Source organism: Roseibium aggregatum (genome assembly GCF_014692675.1).
Classification (GTDB): Bacteria; Pseudomonadota; Alphaproteobacteria; order Rhizobiales; family Stappiaceae; genus Roseibium; species Roseibium aggregatum_C.
The window spans coordinates 14,666-31,474 of sequence record NZ_JABFCZ010000002.1 but is presented as its reverse complement, the minus strand read 5'-3'; the positions used below and the strand labels follow the sequence as shown (position 1 = coordinate 31,474).

General features: G+C 57.4%; 21 protein-coding genes and 1 tRNA gene. 5 read left to right on the top strand and 17 right to left on the bottom strand.

All coding sequences use genetic code 11. The features are described 5' to 3' along the window. Window positions 1-116: 116 nt before the first annotated feature. Together HK439_RS26770 and HK439_RS01350 are read left to right on the top strand one after the other, a co-directional pair. Window positions 117-428, top strand: coding sequence for a winged helix domain-containing protein (locus HK439_RS26770; protein WP_235987510.1), 312 nt, complete (start codon window positions 117-119; stop codon window positions 426-428). A gap of 52 nt (window positions 429-480) precedes the next feature. Further along, complete coding sequence (locus HK439_RS01350; RefSeq protein WP_190289573.1) at window positions 481-873, top strand: helix-turn-helix domain-containing protein; 393 nt, start codon at window positions 481-483, stop codon at window positions 871-873. 189 nt (window positions 874-1,062) lie between these two features. On the opposite strand, the gene HK439_RS01345 is transcribed toward HK439_RS01350, so the two are convergent. Next, window positions 1,063-1,365 carry a hypothetical protein gene (locus HK439_RS01345; RefSeq protein WP_190289572.1) on the bottom strand — a complete coding sequence of 101 codons (303 nt, stop codon included), beginning with the start codon at window positions 1,363-1,365 and terminating at the stop codon, window positions 1,063-1,065. Between the two features lie 253 nt (window positions 1,366-1,618). On the opposite strand from HK439_RS01345, the gene HK439_RS01340 reads away from it, so the two are divergent. After that, the gene (locus tag HK439_RS01340) at window positions 1,619-1,990 is read left to right on the top strand and encodes a hypothetical protein (RefSeq protein ID WP_190289571.1); all 372 of its coding nucleotides are present in this window, start codon (window positions 1,619-1,621) and stop codon (window positions 1,988-1,990) included. Between the two features lie 97 nt (window positions 1,991-2,087). On the opposite strand, the gene HK439_RS01335 is transcribed toward HK439_RS01340, so the two are convergent. From HK439_RS01335 to HK439_RS01275, 13 genes are all read right to left on the bottom strand, one after another. Further along, window positions 2,088-2,177: transfer RNA gene (locus tag HK439_RS01335), tRNA-Ser, on the bottom strand. A gap of 175 nt (window positions 2,178-2,352) precedes the next feature. Beyond that, window positions 2,353-2,595, bottom strand: a complete 243-nt coding sequence (locus HK439_RS01330; protein ID WP_190289570.1) for a DUF6127 family protein — start codon at window positions 2,593-2,595, stop codon at window positions 2,353-2,355. Between the two features lie 231 nt (window positions 2,596-2,826). Then, window positions 2,827-3,186, bottom strand: a complete 360-nt coding sequence (locus HK439_RS01325) for a hypothetical protein (RefSeq protein WP_190289569.1) — start codon at window positions 3,184-3,186, stop codon at window positions 2,827-2,829. Next, window positions 3,183-3,647: a lysozyme gene (locus HK439_RS01320; protein WP_190289568.1), complete on the bottom strand. Its 465-nt coding sequence runs from the start codon at window positions 3,645-3,647 to the stop codon at window positions 3,183-3,185. The genes HK439_RS01325 and HK439_RS01320 overlap by 4 nt, the downstream gene beginning before the upstream one ends. After that, window positions 3,637-3,855 carry a hypothetical protein gene (locus HK439_RS01315; protein ID WP_190289567.1) on the bottom strand — a complete coding sequence of 73 codons (219 nt, stop codon included), beginning with the start codon at window positions 3,853-3,855 and terminating at the stop codon, window positions 3,637-3,639. Before HK439_RS01315 ends, HK439_RS01320 begins: the two co-directional genes overlap by 11 nt. 426 nt (window positions 3,856-4,281) lie before the next feature. Beyond that, window positions 4,282-5,421 (bottom strand): hypothetical protein, encoded by a 1,140-nt coding sequence (locus HK439_RS01310; RefSeq protein ID WP_190289566.1) that lies wholly within the window; start codon window positions 5,419-5,421, stop codon window positions 4,282-4,284. Continuing rightward, on the bottom strand, window positions 5,418-6,161 hold the full coding sequence (locus HK439_RS01305; protein ID WP_190289565.1) for a hypothetical protein: 744 nt from the start codon (window positions 6,159-6,161) through the stop codon (window positions 5,418-5,420). The genes HK439_RS01310 and HK439_RS01305 overlap by 4 nt, the downstream gene beginning before the upstream one ends. 233 nt (window positions 6,162-6,394) lie before the next feature. After that, window positions 6,395-7,465 (bottom strand): class I SAM-dependent methyltransferase, encoded by a 1,071-nt coding sequence (locus HK439_RS01300; RefSeq protein WP_190289564.1) that lies wholly within the window; start codon window positions 7,463-7,465, stop codon window positions 6,395-6,397. 214 nt (window positions 7,466-7,679) lie between these two features. After that, on the bottom strand, window positions 7,680-8,609 hold the full coding sequence (locus HK439_RS01295) for a hypothetical protein (RefSeq protein WP_190289563.1): 930 nt from the start codon (window positions 8,607-8,609) through the stop codon (window positions 7,680-7,682). A gap of 141 nt (window positions 8,610-8,750) precedes the next feature. After that, window positions 8,751-9,557: a hypothetical protein gene (locus tag HK439_RS01290; RefSeq protein ID WP_190289562.1), complete on the bottom strand. Its 807-nt coding sequence runs from the start codon at window positions 9,555-9,557 to the stop codon at window positions 8,751-8,753. Window positions 9,558-10,329: 772 nt separating this feature from the next. Continuing rightward, complete coding sequence (locus HK439_RS01285; RefSeq protein WP_190289561.1) at window positions 10,330-10,683, bottom strand: hypothetical protein; 354 nt, start codon at window positions 10,681-10,683, stop codon at window positions 10,330-10,332. 81 nt (window positions 10,684-10,764) lie between these two features. Beyond that, window positions 10,765-11,580 (bottom strand): hypothetical protein, encoded by an 816-nt coding sequence (locus HK439_RS01280; RefSeq protein WP_190289560.1) that lies wholly within the window; start codon window positions 11,578-11,580, stop codon window positions 10,765-10,767. Between the two features lie 175 nt (window positions 11,581-11,755). Next, window positions 11,756-12,049 (bottom strand): hypothetical protein, encoded by a 294-nt coding sequence (locus HK439_RS01275; protein ID WP_190289559.1) that lies wholly within the window; start codon window positions 12,047-12,049, stop codon window positions 11,756-11,758. Window positions 12,050-12,382: 333 nt separating this feature from the next. On the opposite strand from HK439_RS01275, the gene HK439_RS01270 reads away from it, so the two are divergent. Continuing rightward, window positions 12,383-13,111 (top strand): LexA family protein, encoded by a 729-nt coding sequence (locus HK439_RS01270; protein WP_190289558.1) that lies wholly within the window; start codon window positions 12,383-12,385, stop codon window positions 13,109-13,111. A gap of 30 nt (window positions 13,112-13,141) precedes the next feature. Here HK439_RS01270 and HK439_RS01265 read toward each other — a convergent pair whose 3' ends face one another. Then, window positions 13,142-13,846, bottom strand: coding sequence for a DUF1287 domain-containing protein (locus HK439_RS01265; protein WP_190289557.1), 705 nt, complete (start codon window positions 13,844-13,846; stop codon window positions 13,142-13,144). 324 nt (window positions 13,847-14,170) lie between these two features. On the opposite strand from HK439_RS01265, the gene HK439_RS01260 reads away from it, so the two are divergent. Next, window positions 14,171-15,085 (top strand): diguanylate cyclase domain-containing protein, encoded by a 915-nt coding sequence (locus HK439_RS01260; RefSeq protein WP_190289556.1) that lies wholly within the window; start codon window positions 14,171-14,173, stop codon window positions 15,083-15,085. A 145-nt stretch (window positions 15,086-15,230) separates the two neighbouring features. Here the strand turns inward: HK439_RS01260 and HK439_RS01255 are convergent, their stop codons facing one another. Both HK439_RS01255 and HK439_RS01250 read right to left on the bottom strand, forming a co-directional pair. Continuing rightward, the gene (locus HK439_RS01255) at window positions 15,231-15,713 is read right to left on the bottom strand and encodes a GNAT family N-acetyltransferase (protein ID WP_190289555.1); all 483 of its coding nucleotides are present in this window, start codon (window positions 15,711-15,713) and stop codon (window positions 15,231-15,233) included. Window positions 15,714-15,872: 159 nt separating this feature from the next. Beyond that, on the bottom strand, window positions 15,873-16,784 hold the full coding sequence (locus tag HK439_RS01250) for a LysR substrate-binding domain-containing protein (protein ID WP_190289554.1): 912 nt from the start codon (window positions 16,782-16,784) through the stop codon (window positions 15,873-15,875). Window positions 16,785-16,809 lie beyond the last annotated feature (25 nt).

Below are 16,809 nucleotides of genomic sequence, written 5' to 3'. Positions count from 1 at the left end.
TCCCGCTATCCCTGCACCTTGATCGGGCGGCGCATTCAAGCGCGAACCGGATGGCCGACAGAGACGGTCAATGCCCATGTCTCTATTCATTTTCCCAATGCGCCGGAGGTGTTCTGATGAAAGCTCCGCAGACACTCACAATCAAAGCGGAAACCGCGCTGGGCTCTTTAGACCTGACATATACAGGCCGGAATGCTTGGGCTCTTTCGAAGCTTATTGATGCCGGAGAAACAGGCTGCACGCCCATCGACACGCCGGGACCGCGTTGGAGTGGATACGTCCATAGCCTTCGCGGAGATGGCTTAGACATTGAAACCGTCACAGAACGCCATGGAGGGCCCTTCCCCGGCTGTCATGCTCGTTATGTGCTCAGGACGCCTGTAAAAGTCATTTCGCATTCTGAGGCGGAAAGCGAGCCCAATGGCTAGGCGGGGCAGAGGCCATAGCAAGAATGGCCGGAGCAAACGGGAGGGGCAATATATGCCCCTTCCATACTCCATGACACAGCATCCCATTTGGCGGTCGCTTTCAGGCAATGCCGTGAGGGTCTTCATTGAAATGCGTAGCCGCTTTAACGGGTCGAACAACGGCAAAATCCGTTTGAGCCTAGATGACGGCGCGCGGACGCTCGGAATGGGCAAGGAAACCGTGCGCCGGGCTCAACAGGAATTGGAGCGCAAAGGATTCATAGTGAAAACCAAGGAAGGGTATTTCTATGGTCGGCAGGCGTCCGAATGGCGGCTCACGGATTGCGAATGTGAAGGCCATCCGGCAACACGCGATTGGCAATTTAAAAACCTAGAAAAAACCGGCCCAAAAACAAAACACGGTTCTGAAACGGGGCCATCGAAATGGCATATGGACCCGATCTAGAACCGAAAGCCCTGGGCTAACTGTCCAATGGGCTCAAATTAGAACCGATTTATCGCTTTTTTTCACACGCTATCGGTTCTGAAACGGGGCGCTATTATTAAGCCATACGGGGAGGGTTTTAAAAAGGGAGGAATTGGAGGCGCCGGTTGGCACAAATAGATTTACCTCGGTAGTATTCCAGCCTGCTTTCTAATTGTTCATCATGCCAAGTCCGATCAGTCCCAAGATAGAGGCGATGATGGGATGTGAGTACTTTGCCCAATCCCAAGCCCAACTTGGTATCGACCATGCGGCTGATGCGCCTTCAATAACTGCACTCAAAGGAACTGACAGCAGGCTTTCGCTTGTAACCGTATCCAAGTGAAATAGTCCGATGATGCCGATGCCGAAGATAAACACCGCTTTTAGCCCTCCCCAAAGGATAGCTAGAATAAGCCACAAGGGCCAAAGTCCCCCGAGGAATAGAAGCGCGGCAATTGTCTCAAGCCACATGGCAATACAGATCCGAAAATTCTTTGAGGAGATGCTACTAAATTCGTGGCTACATCAGAAGTCTTTATCAAGCCGCAAGTTCTAGCGCGGGGGGTAAATGCCGTTCATGTAGTTTTTTCAGACTATTAGTGAATGTATATCCAGATAAGTCAGTCAGCTAAAACGCTGAAGTATCAAAACATTATCGGCTAAACATCATTGCCTCCTGCGGATTTCGAGACCAATACGCGCGCGAAGTGGAAAGGTAAGTCTAATGAATTGGAAGCGTGGTTTTATTCGAACCTGGTTAGTGCTGTCTACCGTCTGGGTGGCGCTTGTATTTGTGCAATTGGATTTGATTGCGGCGGCGAAAGGCGTTTTGGAGGGAAAAGCCACGGTGCTTGAAACACTAAAGGGCGTAACTTTCGATGATTTGATTCCGTCCGAAAACAAACGGCCTGAGAATCCATTCGAGGTTGAGCTGCTAAATCGCCAAGCCGACGCAATTCTAAACGCGAGAAAAAGGCGATTATTTCATATTTTTAAAGTGGCATTTTTGCCGCCGCTTGGTTTCCTAGCGGCGGGTTTGTGTGTCTCATGGATTATTCGGGGATTTCGATCCGAAACCCCTAAGCAACTGGACTGATATAAAGATTACTGGCGTCTGGCTTTAGGGTCTTTTTTAGGGATAGCGGCGCCCAATTGGAATAACGAGATTAGAAACAATTACTTATAAATATAAATGGCGGAGAGGAAGGGATTCGAACCCTCGAGACGGTTGCCCGTCTACTCCCTTAGCAGGGGAGCGCCTTCGACCACTCGGCCACCTCTCCGGTAAGGTTCGTGTACGCGGCAAAGCCTCGCAGATCAAGGCGTTTTTTTTGCTCTCCGGGCATTTTCCCCCAGGCGGGTTCCGGCCTTTTCAAACCGGAAAGCGTGAAGACAGATACAGTCCCTAAGCCGTTTTCCGCATCTGAACCGGGCATACCCATTCACGGCACCCTTCCCTTACGGCCCCCACCTGACGCCGTCGAAGATCTTGTAGAGTCCGGCCAGCGCAAGGGCCCCGATGATCGTGTTGATCGCCTTGCCCTTGATGCTTTTTGTGCCCTTGCGCAGATCTCGCAGGAAATGCATGTCCTTCTGGGCCTCCAGCGGATTGTCCGCATCCACACCCAGGGCCCGCAGAGCCTCCCTCGCCCCTTCTCGCCCGGCTTTGCGGGCAATGTCGTGCAGCTCGTCTTCGGTCATTCAACACCCTCCCTTATCCCGCCTGCGACCTGATCGTGCCAGCCCGCGCAGCGCCGTACCCGGGCGTTGGCTCGGCCGAGCGCCTGGTCGGTACGGATCAGCGCCGTGTCCAGCGGATCGCCCGGGCGCACACCGGAATGTTCGAGACGGCGGCAGTCGGTGGGCAGATCCGGCCAGCCTGCAGAGCCCGCGACACGTCCGAGCGCAGCCCCCGCATCCTTCGCGCGCTCCCTATCGGTTGCGCAGGCGCTCAAGAAGAGCGCCGTCAACAGCGCAATCGTCATCGACGGTCGAGACATAGTGCTCAAGCTCCTGGTTGGCGGCTTCCGCATCTGCATTGGCCGCTGCGACCTGCGAGAGGAGGTTCTTGTTCGCGGAGACGAATACGGCCGAGCGCCGCTTCAGTTCGGCCAGTTCCGCGTTCTTGGCAGACAGCTCGACATCCGCGACGTAGCCTGCAACGGCACGACGCACTGCGCTGGTCTTGTCGATCTTGTGCCAGGCGAACAGGGCAAAGCAGATCAGGACGAGAATGCCTGTCCGGCTGGTGAGGAACCGAAGCAGCGGCCGCAGAAGAAAGACCGCGCTCAATTCAGCCCCTCCAGGCACAGGGCATGCTCGGCCGCACGCCGGTTCACCAGTCCCCGCACCTTGCGTCCACCGGCCTTGTTGAACCATGTCGCCGCGTCACAGGCGCCGCGGACATCGCCGGCGTTCAGACGCCTCGCCGCCGTCGACCGGCAGAAGGCACCGACGCCGACGTTGTAGGTCAGCGACACGAAAGCGATGTAACTTTTCTCCGGGATCCCGTCCGGTCTCTTGAGACACCTGCGCATGCCCGCCTCGTGACGCCTGAGGGAGGCAAGCAGCATCGCGTCACAGTCCGCCTTGCTGTGCCGGTCGCCCAGGTGCACGCCCCGGGTCTCGCCGTAACAGACCGTCGGCACCCCGACGATATCCCTGTAGGCGGTCAGCCGCAGCCCCTCCCAGGCACCGACAAGAGCGATGGCCCCGGCCGCAGCCGTGCCTGCGAGACGTGTTCTAGTCTTCATCCTGAAATTCCCTCTGCGCGAGCAGCCTGGCCACGAACGCGCCGCCGACGGTCAGGCCGGACAACGCGGCGAACAGGCCGGGCGGAATGAAAAAAAAGCCGCCCAGCAACGGCAGAGCGGCCTCGATACCGGACAGGAGCCCGGCAAGCAGCATCAGGCGGATACTCCAGGCACGCCGGAGCACCTTCCGCCAATTGCGGGTCAGCATGGGAGTTTCCTATTTCGATGGTCTAGCGGCCTAGAAACGAGCGGCCTAAGCTACGGGAATTTTCAGATTTTCCGTTTTCATATTCGCCGCCTCGCCAGTGATAATCTCCGGCTAAGGCGCCATTGATGACGATCGCTAACTAAGCGAGCGAATACGCACCTTGAATATTCTCGTGGTCCTCTAGGCGGTTTGCAATGGAACGCCGTAGAGGGTGCCCCGCTTCAATACGACTATCGCGCTCCGGGTCAATTCGTCACCCGTCGGCATTGGCGGAGTATAAGCGGCGACTACATTAAATTCTGCCACCCATTCGACGATAATCTGCCGATATCGACTGCTTGTGTCATCTGGGATAACCAACTCAACCCCAATCAATGAGTTTCGAGATCAAGCCAGTCCCAAGATTTTTTAAGTTTCCAATTTTCCCTACAGCTCCGCGTCTGCGCTCCAATGGACCTGTGAGTAACCATTTCCTCCAGCGAAGCCGGAGCTATTTTCAAGGTTGAACCCAACCGACGAAGCATAATTGAACGCATATGTGATGTTCGTGCTGTTCGCTGCGTCCCACCCATACCCGGAAGCGCCATTCTGGGGAGAGTAAGCAATGAGCGTTGGCAAGGTGCGCATAGCAACAGGGAAGCGTTGTACGAAACCGAACGCGCCCTGTACATTCGTCCCGGCTACGTTTCTACGCATAAGGCTAGCGATACTCGTGAGCGTTCCCGGGGCCGTATCAATCTCATAGGATTTGCAGTAATACCGCTGGCACAACGCAAGCTCCTGCTGTTTGTGCCGGGGCTCGAAGGGATCGTCTTCCGCGGTCGCATCGCCCTTGATCAGAGACACATGGGTCATGCGCACCGTAAAGACCACAGTCGGATCGAAAATGAACCGGAGCGCCACATAATCATTGCCGTCCGACCCGAGAGCCTTTCCGGCAATCGAGGGAAGCGTGAACTGAACCTGAATCTTTGTCCAGCCGCTTGATGGATAGGATGTGGCGGGCATTACTTCGGTATAGACCGGCCCGGAAGGTGTCCCACCGGTCCCGAAGAACTGCACCAGGCCAACGGCAACATCGGTCGCCGCATCGGGCTTCACATAGGCGGTAACTGTTGCTTCCTGTCCGGCAAGCGTCTCCACCCCTTCGATGCGCTGCTCGATGTAGCAGGTCTCTGTTCCGGCAATGGATTGATTGATGTAGGCGTAGTAGCGCGGCGCACTGGGGATCTCCGGGATCCCCCCCAGAACAAAACCCGATTTGACAACCGTTCCGGTTCCTCCGGTCGACGGCCTCCAAAACCACCGGTCGGCGCAGTAGCCGGTGGCGGCAAATCCGGTTTCCCCCCGCTGCCAGATCTCGAAGTCGCCGTTGATGATCTTGTTCCTGAACCCCACCAGCTCGCCCGCGTCTCTTTTCATGAGAACGGGATGACCGCCGGCCGTGGCTCCGTCATGCAGGCGAAGCGTGTTGTTGGTCGTGTCCACCGTGATTTCGCGTGGAGCGCCGGTGAAGGCCTCGTGTTCCGCCGCTGTTCCGCCACGTCGTTGAATGCGCGTGCTCATGCCGTGATGTCTCCATAGTCAAGGATGTCGCCGGGGGCTTCCGTGATCGTCCCCCAATCCGCCAGATAGCCGTAGCTCAGGAACGCGTCCCGATAGGCGTCCATACCGGCCGCCAGGGTCGCGGCCCGGTCCGCTTCCGTCTTCGCCGCCGCCGCCTCGTCCGTCGTATCGGACAAGGCGGTGTCTGCCAGCGCGGCATAGGCTGCGGCCTCGGCGGCACTTGCCGCAGCACTCGCCGCCAGTCCGTCGAGGGTGGGCGTCACCGCGTCAAGTGTGCGCTTGTTCACCGCGTCTTCCGGGCCGCCCGGATCGGGAAGCCCCGTTACCGGCGTGCCGGAGACGTCATAAACGCCGTCCTTTTCGAACAGCGCCCGGTTTGCCACCGACTGCATGTCGACCGCACTTCGGTCCAAGGCCTTTTCGATCACCGCCGGATCGATTTCGCCGCCGTCGAATGCATAGGGCTGATTGTAGCTGCTGGTGAGCGAGACGATCAGCTGCTCCCCGCCCTGAAGATCCGCAGCGGTAAAATGCACCGTACCGGTCGCGAAATTGCCTCCCGTATAGGACCATGCCCCCGGCGACAGTCCGTAGATCCATTCGGTCCGGTTCCCGCTCCCGTCCACGTGGATGACTTCAAGGTTGTTCTGGTCGATGAACTGGAAGTCCAGGTCGACACGATCCGTTACGCCGTCGCCCGCGATCTGCGCGCGACCGGCCGTCAAAACGCCAATTGTCATGAGGGTCCTGTCCAATGAGAAAACCCCGCCGAAGCGGGGTCAAAAGCTGTTTGCGGCCTAGCCGCAGCAGATGTTAACGGAAGCCGCTTCTCCGACCGCAGCCGGTCTAATTGCGCGCCATCAAATCCAGCAAGCTGTTGAGTTGGTGATTGGTTGCGACTTTCCGGCAGGAGGCGACTTTAGACGCCTCCACGCATACGACAACGACAGCCTGGGAAAGATGAGCGTAGACGCTAATTCCACAGGCAAAAATAGAAATCTTTATGGTTGTCCGAATGAACGATCGAATAGCTGGAATAGCCTAATTCGGTTACCGCCGTTTCCAGGACCCTGGAAATGCTGTCGCGGTCGTAGAAGTGCACGTGGATGGATAAGTTCTTATCCATCACCTCTTTAATCGACCACTTCGCCCCCCGCATCTTCAACCAGCGATCATAATGGTATTCCGTCGGTCGCCATATGTTCTCTGCCATTTCGCGCTTCAGTTCCTCCACGGTGGAGGGCTTGGCGCAAATGTCCTTGGTCGAATGCATTTCGGGAACGACGGCAAGGATTACCCCGCCCGGTTTAAGCAGAGCTTGCCACCGGGCCAGATGGCCGAGCGGATTGGCCAGGTGCTCGAATACGTGGCTGCTGAAAATGAAGTCCAGGGATTGCGGATCAGCCGGGATTGAATCAGCCGTGCCGATTATGTAATCGGCAAAATCGGCAGTTTCGGTGTTAAACTTGCCGCTTCTGTCATAAAGCTCTTTCCACTTATCCTGCGGCATCTCCTCAAGATAGCGCACGGATGTGGTCTCGCTCTGGAAGACTTGAGGTTTTGGCCCCGGTCCGATCTCGATCCCCGTGCCTGTGGCGAAGCTCAGGATACTCGACCGGCTGAGCGCCTTATGCACAAAGAGGTCGGCACTGCAACCGCTCGGCACTTCGAACGAAACCTTGAGGACGGTTTCCTTGGAGATAAGCCGGCCATCCACCGGCCAGGGCAAGCGGACGGGTACGGGAACCTCGCCAAAGGCCACCTTCCTGACACCGATCGTCTCCGCGCCATTTTCAAGGCTGACGCGAATCTTCGCCGGTTCGCTCGCTCCCTTGCCTTTCAGGCCAATATACCAGCCGATCTCGCAGGGGAAGGACTTGAGACGGCGCACATCGCATATTCCGGAAAGGACGAATGAGGATCGTCCTTCCGGGACAAGAATAGACCGCCACTTGTCAGGACCCCATATGGCGCCTGCGATGCTCAAATTCCCGCTAAACTTAAGGATTTTATCTTTGCGATGAAAAAGATCGATGAGATTCATTGTGTTGGTTCGGGCCCTTTTGAAAAGCTTCGTGTTTCAGCGCGCGCGCCAAGGGCACCGGCAACACAACTGACCGATATAATGTAGCCGTTGAAGGGTCAAGCGTCGCCAAATTCGATGAGAGACCTGAACCAGCGTTCTAATGTCGCCCGCAATCTGCGCCCGTCTGGCCGCAGTAGATGTGAAGGGAAGCCGCGCCTCACCGCGGCTGACCCTACTGCCCGCCCGGCAGTCCCGGCTTTGTTCCCGGCACGGGGATGGACCTATCCGGCCTCATGCCTTGCAGGTCGGGCGTGGCAATGGGATCGGGAACGATCGGGCCAGGCATCATGCGGAATATGTCAGGTTTGGCCCGAGGTTCGGGGATGACACCATAGGGTGCCGCTTCGTGCGGAGCTGATTTGCCCCGTGGCACGAACTTGCCGCCACCGTGTAGCGTAACATCGTCGCCGGTCTGCGCCAGGTCCAGATCGGGCTGGTTCCCAGGCTCAAACCTGGTGGCAACCTGCCCGGCTCCATCCGTCAGAACGCGATAAGCCTCGCCCTCCGTCAGGTCATCATAGGCCAGCCGGTTCTCCCGCTGCTCCCGTTCCAGTGCCGCAGTGGTCATCGTCGTGAGATCGCTGAACAAATTGAACGTGGAACGGGGAATAACGATCGGTTTGCGCTGGGTGGGCAGGCCGGATGAGCTTTCCGTAACGAAAGGGAATTCAGATGAGCCTATACCGTTGGTATAATATTCATTTTCGAGATCTTGATCGTTTTCAGGATCGTATTGCGGCCGACCTCTAATTCCTTGTCTGAATGCCTCGTCGGCTGATTTCTTCAAACGCGACAGCTCGCTCTCATTCAGCGGTTTTAATTGCTTTTTTTCCAAGGCTCGATTGAGATCTCCCAATTTCACATCGAATTCATAGCCCGACTTCCACCAGAGCGCACCATTCGTAAAAACTGAATCAATGGCTTCTAAGTTTGCAGAGCTCGAAGTCAATGCGTCACCGGTGGACTTAATAGCATCAATAACCCGACTCCCGGTTTCAAAGGATCCGGAATTGTATTTATAAATTACATTGCCAATTTTATACGATTGCTCGGAAATAAAATTGGTATAATCATTAATAATAGCCGACCGAAGATCCGACATTCAAATATACCTCATGATAGATGGAGAAATTCTTCAGATCGTTGTTGTAGCATCGCCCAAATTTTTACTTGGGCGAGCCGCTGATACCAGCCAGTTGACAACCGGATGTCGAGCGGTTTCTCGGGCCCGATCCCTATTCGTTTAATCTGCCACAAGAACGGAGTGGATTTGGGTTCGGCCGAGGTCGTTGAAGATCCAGACCTCCATCTGTTCCATCAGCCGTTCCGCCCCCTCGAAGTCTCCTTCGGCGATGTGATCCAGATGGACGTTCAGCATCTCCATCGAAGTTCCTGGCGTCAGAAACTCCGCCAGATGCTTCGCCCGCCCGGAGAGCCGGGAGTTTAAGTCGCTGTACCGTCGCCCGCGATCTGCGCGCGCAATGTGGAACGGGGAATGACGACCGGTCCGCGCTGAATGGGCAGGCCGGGAAACATCTTCTCTCTGCACACGGCCACGCAAAACAGGCTTATCACCCAAACTGCCCTTGGGACCTCGATCAATCCGTTTCCGCGGCACCTCATGGGTTGTCTCGGCCTCATCAGACGGAAGATCAGTGCCAGTGTGTCTTCGAAATACGAGATCTCGTGACACCTCAATTCTTACCGCTGTTGGAATCGGCGTCAGATTTCTGAAATAGACTTTCGGCGATCCCATGATCTGCACATCATCAGTCGTTACTGTAAAACTGATTTTTCGGCCATCGGGCTGTATGGTGTGGAGTTCGGAAACCTGGGCACCGTCCTTGACGTATTCCACCCTTACTTGCGTCGTCGATGTTGTCCAACCCGCATTAGGGTCCGGGCTTACCGACACAGTGTAGGTTTGCCCTCCGCCGGGTTTCACTGAATAACCAGCAGGCCGAAAAGGATTTGTCCAACCGGAATCGTGATTCGAAGGAATCAAATTTGGAGGCAAAACCATACTTGTATCGATTTTTGTATCGTCCATGTTTCTTAACTGCCTCCTTCAACTGAAGTGCACTTTCATTTAAGGATAAGAGTTGACGGATCCTGCACTTGAGTTTCATAAACTTTTCGTATTCCGTTTGAGCGGAAAGGGAGTGTCGATTGAATAAAGAAGCTTGGAATGGCTTTTCGCCAATCGAATTGAACCCTGCGCTCAGGCTAACTTTTCGCGACGACTCCAAAGGCTTGCATTCTTTGTCTGTTGGCCTCGCCGACTTCCTTGAAAGGTGGATGTCTGCATACGGTTCGTCGCCGTGTCAGTACCTGAATCCGTTTCCACGGCAGGAGCAGACTTAATGGACTTAGCCCCTGAAAATTCGCCGAACCGCCGAAGAATACTGAAACGTATATTCGTTGACGCCGCGCTTTTTGCGGCGATTCCATTCGTTCTTTCGATGCTGGGGAGCCGCTTTTTCATATTCCTGATGGTAAAGGGTTACCTCGGAAGTTACGGAGCCCTTCCATATTCCTCAATCTACCCGTCATGTTTTTCAATAATATTGATAGGTATATATTTTGTATTTTTAGGACCCTATAGACGGCCGCTCATCAACGCTTTGGCTTTTCTATTTTATTCCGTTATTATTTTTACGGGGTCAGTATTCGCTGGTTTTACAAATCTAACCCAACCGATAATCTTTGTTTCTTGGCTTCTCTCAGGCAGCAATTTGTACATTCAATGGTAGTTTGAGCACAGTCCAAGGCGTCCGTTCGATTTTGCCATCAGCGTTCGGATACTCCGGGGCCTCAACCTGTTAACCGCCAGGAGACCCCACAAGCACCCATGGAATACCCTCTCTACCGAGCCCCGCCGAAATCCAGTCCTCCGGCTGTTCCGTCAACCGTTCCGCCCCCTCGAAATCTCCCTCGGCGATGCGGTCCAGATAGACGGTCAGCATCCCCATCGAGGCTCCGGTCGTCAGAAACTCCGCCAGGTGTTTCGGCCGCCCGGAGAGCCCGGAGAAAAGAACCCTCTGATGGGCGTCGAGCACGTGGGACTTGAACCCCATGACCAGTTGCCCCAGGTTCGACCGCGCCCACTGCGGCATGTCCGCGCCACCGTCCCTTGCGGGCACGCGGTCGACTTCTTCCGCGATGGCCTTAAGCATGACCCGGCGAGCCCCGGCATCGTCCCATTTCGCCAGATTGAGGCCCCAGATGCCGTTTTCGCGCGCGCCGTGCTTGCGCGTCTAGTCCCCGATCCGGACCGCCATTTTCTCCTCGATGCCAAGCCTTTCCATATAGCCGCGCAAGCGCCTGGAAAGCGTGCCATAGTCAGCACGGGTCTCTTCCTCGCCGGCACCGACGGCAGTGCCTTCGCTGGCACCCACCTCGCTGGCGGCCATGGCGGTCTTCGCGATCCGGTTCATGGTATAGACCGAAAGCGCGTCCTTCATCGTGGCGTTCCACCAGCTGATCGCGCTTACGCGCGAGAACCGGTCGTCGAGGCTGTCCGCCAGGGTCTGCGCGGCGTTTCGCGCCGCAAACGGATTGGTGAGACCGGTCAGGCTCGCCATGCGCGCTTTGGTGACCGTCTCCAGGATGGTCGCGAAATCGCGCGCGTCCTGCCGGGTGATCCGGGCCGCCCTGGTGCCGGACACCAGGTCCGGCAGGGCGTTTTTCATGAAGCCCGTCACGCCCCGTCCGGCGACCATATGCGCCACATCGGCAAGACTTCCGGACATCCCGTCGACACTGTGCCCGGCGTTGCTCCACGCACGGGCCGCCCGCGTCGCACTGCTCCAGACCGAGGCCGTTTGCTCCACGCGGGAATTGTCCCGCAATCCGTCCCTGAAATCGGCCAACGTTTTCGACACACGCTTGTATTCGCCCTGAAGGCTCAGCCGCTCCTCGTGCGAACCGGCTTGAGCGATCCTGAGGTCGTAATCGGCCTTGAGATCGGCAAAGGCGTTCTTCATATCGGCGTTGCCGAAGGCACGCGTCAGCTCGATCAACGGCGCGGTCTTGCGGGTGAATGCATCCGCGGACGGCAATGTGTTTCGCACTCTTAATCAGATCGTCTACCGCCTCGGGTAGTTCCACCCGGCTTCAATGGCGAGCGTAACCGGTCTGCTTTTCGCACCCTATCCGGCGACGGATGTGCCTTGCCATACTGAAGTCTGTAGGATTCGATAGCTTCAAGAAGGTTGCCGAGTTTGGGGCCGGACGTACCTTTGATCGTTATCGTTTTACTTCCAAGTACGTGAACCCCCACCGCATGTATGGGAGCATCCGCCTGTGTTTCTTACGTTCTGCCGGCTCCGGCGCCGCAAGCGGTCCGCCCGGCCCCTTGCCGAACTTCTTCTGCAGCGCCACGATCCGCTGCAGAACCCGCAGTTCCAGGGTCAGCAACCGATTGCGCGCGCTCTGCAGGGCAAGCTCGTCCTCCACCCTCGCCCCGGGTCGTTCCGCCCGGCGCTGACAGATCGCCACCCGCCGTCGGGCATCCTCAATCTGATCCTGTATTTCAGTCATCTATGCCAACCGTTGTTGTTCAGGTTTCATGAGGTGGCGCCCCACCCGGCAGTTTCGAAACCAAAACCGTACGCATTACCGTACGTTTTATTTCGGAACCATTCAGCTCTCTTGACGCAAAAACATCGAAATACAAACGCAATCGCGGCAACCTCAATGACCGACATGCCCTAGCTTCATGCCTCAAATCGTTGAAATATGCCGGTTTACTGTGACTATCGATTTCCATTTTGTACGCTTTTACGTGCATTTATTGCGAACGCACGTCAACGTAGACAGCATACGTTTTTTCTGTTAATTACGTACATTATTTGAAAAAGGCGCACGCATGCCATGGACACTGACGCCGATATTCCGAGCCGCCTGACCGCGCTCAAGGATCAGAGCGGCCTCTCGCTGCGGGAAATCGCGCGACGGATGGGCTATCGCAACGCCTCGTCCATCCAGCGTTATTTCAGCACCGATTTCGTGAAGCCTGCCCTGCCGGCCGACTTCGTCGCCAAGCTGCTGCCCGTGCTGGAAGGCCAGGGCGATCCGCCGATCACCCGCGAGCAGATCCTGGACCTCGCCCCCACCCTCGTCACCGAATTCGATATTGTCCCCAGCAGCAACAGACCCAAAGCTCTTGAAATCAAGGGAGAAGTTGCCGCCGGACTGTGGATGGAGGCCGGCCTGTTCGAGACCGAGCAATCGGAAGAATCCACGCTTGCCGGCGGCGACAGGCGATTTCCGCCCACCGCCCAGTATCTCCTGCGCATCCGTGGCGAAAGCATGAACCGGATTGCGAAGGACGGCGACCTGATCCTGTGCCTCGACTTCATGCAGGCGGGCATAGAACTTAAGTCGGGCGACGTCGCCGTCGTCGAGCGCTCAAGGGATGGCGGTCATACGATAGAGCGTACAGCCAAGCGCGTTGTCCGTCATAACGACCGGATCGAACTGAGGCCGGAATCCACCGATCCGCGCTTTCAGGAACCCATCATCTTCAACAATCACAGCGAAGAAGCGGCCGAAGTCCGCATCATCGCGAAAGTCCTGAGCGTGATACGTCCGGTCGAATGAACCTGAACGGATCAAGGTTTCCCGATTGCGCTAGGCCACAGGGTTGAACCGGTAATGTCCGGAGATCTCGAACTCGAACAGCCGGTCCTCCAACCGCGTGCCGGCACCGATATTGTGAACCACCATGGGCCTTTCTCCATCCGGCGACCTGCGGTGAGTGACGATCGCCATATGGGGCAGATTGCCGGGCAGCATCTGTGAGACGATATCGCCGGGCTGATAGTCTTCCGGATTGCCGCTGATAGCCCGCGCCGCACCCTGGCGTTTAAAGAAGGCCTGAAGGTTCGGCACCCGCCGGTGATCGATATTCCGGTCCGTCCCCTTCAGGCCCCAGATCTTCGGGTAAGCGGCAAAATGCGCCTTCATGTCCTTGTTGACTTCCTGCTGAAGATCGAAGCCGAAGGCATCGCGATAGGCGCGTACGACCACGTCGGTACATACGCCCCTGTCGCGCGGAATATCGCCGTTCGGAAAATCCAGGGAGACATAGGCCGGATCGTAGGTCAGCGTCACTCCGATCTGGCTTTCGGCAGCTGCGATCAACTTCTCCGCCCAGGGTGCCGGTTGCTGCCGGAGTGTTTTGGTTCGAGCAGGTTCGGGAGGCGTAGCGGGTCCGGAAAGCATGGAATTCGCGACCTGAAACATCGTCTCCGACCGGTAGGAAGGTACCGCTGCCGCCAGCACGCCTCCCCCCGCAAGAACACCTGATCCGATCAGAAATGTGCGCCGTTTCATCCCGCTCCTCCTCAAACCTCTCAAAGGAATAGAGACGGATTAGGACCTCATTGTGATGGCGCCCTCTGCGCCGTCGCGCACTTCCGTCCGGAAGGACCGATCCAGGCGGCGCCGTTTCCTATCGGCCGCAAGCAAGAACCCGTACTTCCTGTTTTCTTCGCCATTACAGCGGGTTAGCAGACACCTTTGAATCAACTTCCCAAACATTCAGGACACCAACCTTCACCAGGACATGATCTCCCGTGCGGCCCAATGCGTCTTTAAGACTTCGGAGACATAGCCCTGTCAAAATACCTGCCCCTGAAACCGTACAAGGGGACGGTCATGGCTATTGACAGTCTCAATCTTGAGGACCTGCGTGCCGCCGCGGCGGAGATTGACCGCTGCGCCTACAATCACGAACAATGGTTCGATGCATTGATCGGAACCCTTATCTGCGGCCTTCCACCGGACAAACGCGATCTATGCGAAGATGCGCATCACCGGTGCCGGTTGGGCCAGTGGTATTTTTCCGGGAACGAAGTCACAACTGCCCTCTCCAAACGGCCGGGTTTCCGGGAACTGGGGATGGAACATGAGCGCATGCACACCCATACCCGGAAGATGTTGCGCGCTTTTGCGGACGGAGAGGATATTCCCCACCGGGAATACCAGGCCTTCATCAGTGCCCTGAAGAACCTGCGCATGGAAATCGCCACGCTCCGCCAGGACATCGATGACAGCCTTTATGCCATCGACCCGCTGACGGGAGTTCCCGGCCGAGCGCATATGCTTCCCCGCCTGCGCGAATACCAGGCGCTCGTTGAACGGGGCGTTCAAACCTGCTGCCTTGCGATGATGGATCTGGACGACTTCAAGGTCATCAACGACCGCTTCGGTCATCCGGCCGGTGACCAGGTTCTGGTCTCCTTCGCACGCCATATCGGGCAGAACCTGCGCCCCTATGATGCCGTCTTTCGCTATGGCGGCGAGGAATTCCTGATCATTCTCCCCGACACTACGGACAGCGACGGATTGGCCGTCATCGACCGCCTGTGCGACGCGTTGGCACAAGTCCCCCACCTCGTGGGCGCCGACGATCCCGTTTACGTCACCGCCTCCTTCGGCCTCGCAGGTCTTCAGGTGGGTATCCCGGTAGAAAGATCCATCGACCGCGCCGACAAGGCGCTCTACGCCGCAAAAGCCGCCGGCAAGAACTGCAGCGTCCTGTGGGAGAACTCCATGAATAACGACGCCTGATCGCGGCGGCATAGTGCGACAGACCAGTGCCCGCAGTATCCGCGGGCCGATCTCGGCACGGATCACAGATGCCTGACGCGTTGCATTTACCTGGGGGCACGGACCCATTGATGTAACAATGGAGCTTCGCGCTATCGACGTTCGGCTACGTCGTATCCAGACGGTACTTCAAAAAGGCACTGCCGTCATAATCTACCTCTCCGACAAAGGCGGCCCCGAGCCGGTCCAGCCAGCGCAAGTGCTTTCTTGACGGCGGCAGGAGGAATGTCACGAAGGGTATGCGGTCGTCAGCACGGGCGAAGGCAAGAGCCTTGGCAGTTATGCGCGCGCCGAGCCCGAAGCTGCCGGGCGTCAGCACCAGTCCGAAATCCCATTCGTCGCCTTCTCTTTGAAAGCCGCCCCAACCCGCATAGACGCCATTGTACAGGATCGCCCAATGCCCAAGGCCGTCCCGCTGCCAGCACGCCTCCTTGGCCGCAATGAAGGCGTCGCACGCCTGTCGGTCCCACGTGCCTTTCAGAAGCGGCATGTGCTCGCCGACACGCGGGTCTGACATGTGGGCGATAATCTCATCGGGAGACACCTCGGTCAGCCGGACAAAGGCGATTTCGGGATTGGAACGGGACATCGGAGGGACTGGGTCTTGAGGAGAAGGAAGTAAGGTAAAGCCCCGTTCATATGGGAGACGAAGCGTCGAACGAAAGGCTCCATGCTCGGCCCGATCGTCACGATTGCGCGAGTAGCTCTCTAGGGTACGGACCATTGTCGATCCGGGTGCAGAGCGTCGCTATCTGTCCGCAGCCGCTTCCTCCAAAAGAAAGTCCCTGACGCCCGCGACCAGATCGCTGACAGCGCCGTCATCCCGGTGCAATAACCAGTAACCGCGCGACGTGGTAACCGGTTCCGGTAACAGCGTACACAAACGTCCGCTGCGAACCTCATCCGATAGCAACGGCAGACTGCCGAGCGCGATCCCCTCGCCGCGAAGCGCCAGTCCGATCGAATGCGCATAGTTCGCGCACCCGGTCCGCTGCCAGCCGCCAATATCGGGGGCACCCGGAAGTCGGGCCCACTGCGCCCAGTCGATCCAGTCAGGCCCGGACCGGGGAAAATCGAGCAAACCCGTGGCCTGCTTCAGGGCTGTGAAGCCATCATCGGAATCGATGTCGCGAGCAAGGGACGGCGCACAGACCGGCTGCAGCCGTTCGGACATGATCTGCGTGGCCTGCCAGCCGGAAAAGCGGCCATCGCCATAGATCAGCACCAGGTCGTGGGTTCCGGACAGAAGTTCCGACGGCTTGTCCGACAGGGTCAGCGCGATGTCGCAGGCCCGGTCGCTGAGTGCAAAATCGCGAAGCCGCGGTTGCAGCCAGAACATGGCGAGCGCGGTCATCGACGCCAGCCGCACCGACGGCCTGGACGGAGCCCGGAGATCGGCAATCGTCTCCTCGAGAAAATCGAGACTCATTCCGACCCGGGCCACGAGCCGATCGCCCTCATGGGTCGTGCGGATCCCCCGCCCCACCCGTTCGATCAGGGTCACGCCGAGCCAGTCCTCAAGCTGCCGGACCCGTTTGCTGACGGCCGCCTGGCTCACGTTCAGCTCCCGCGCGGCAGCGGTGAAGCTCTGGAGCCTTCCGGCACTTTCCAGAAACACCAGCGCATCCAGAGGCGGCAGGTTTTTACGAAAGCGACTCATAACCACAGGTTATGAATTTTCATGA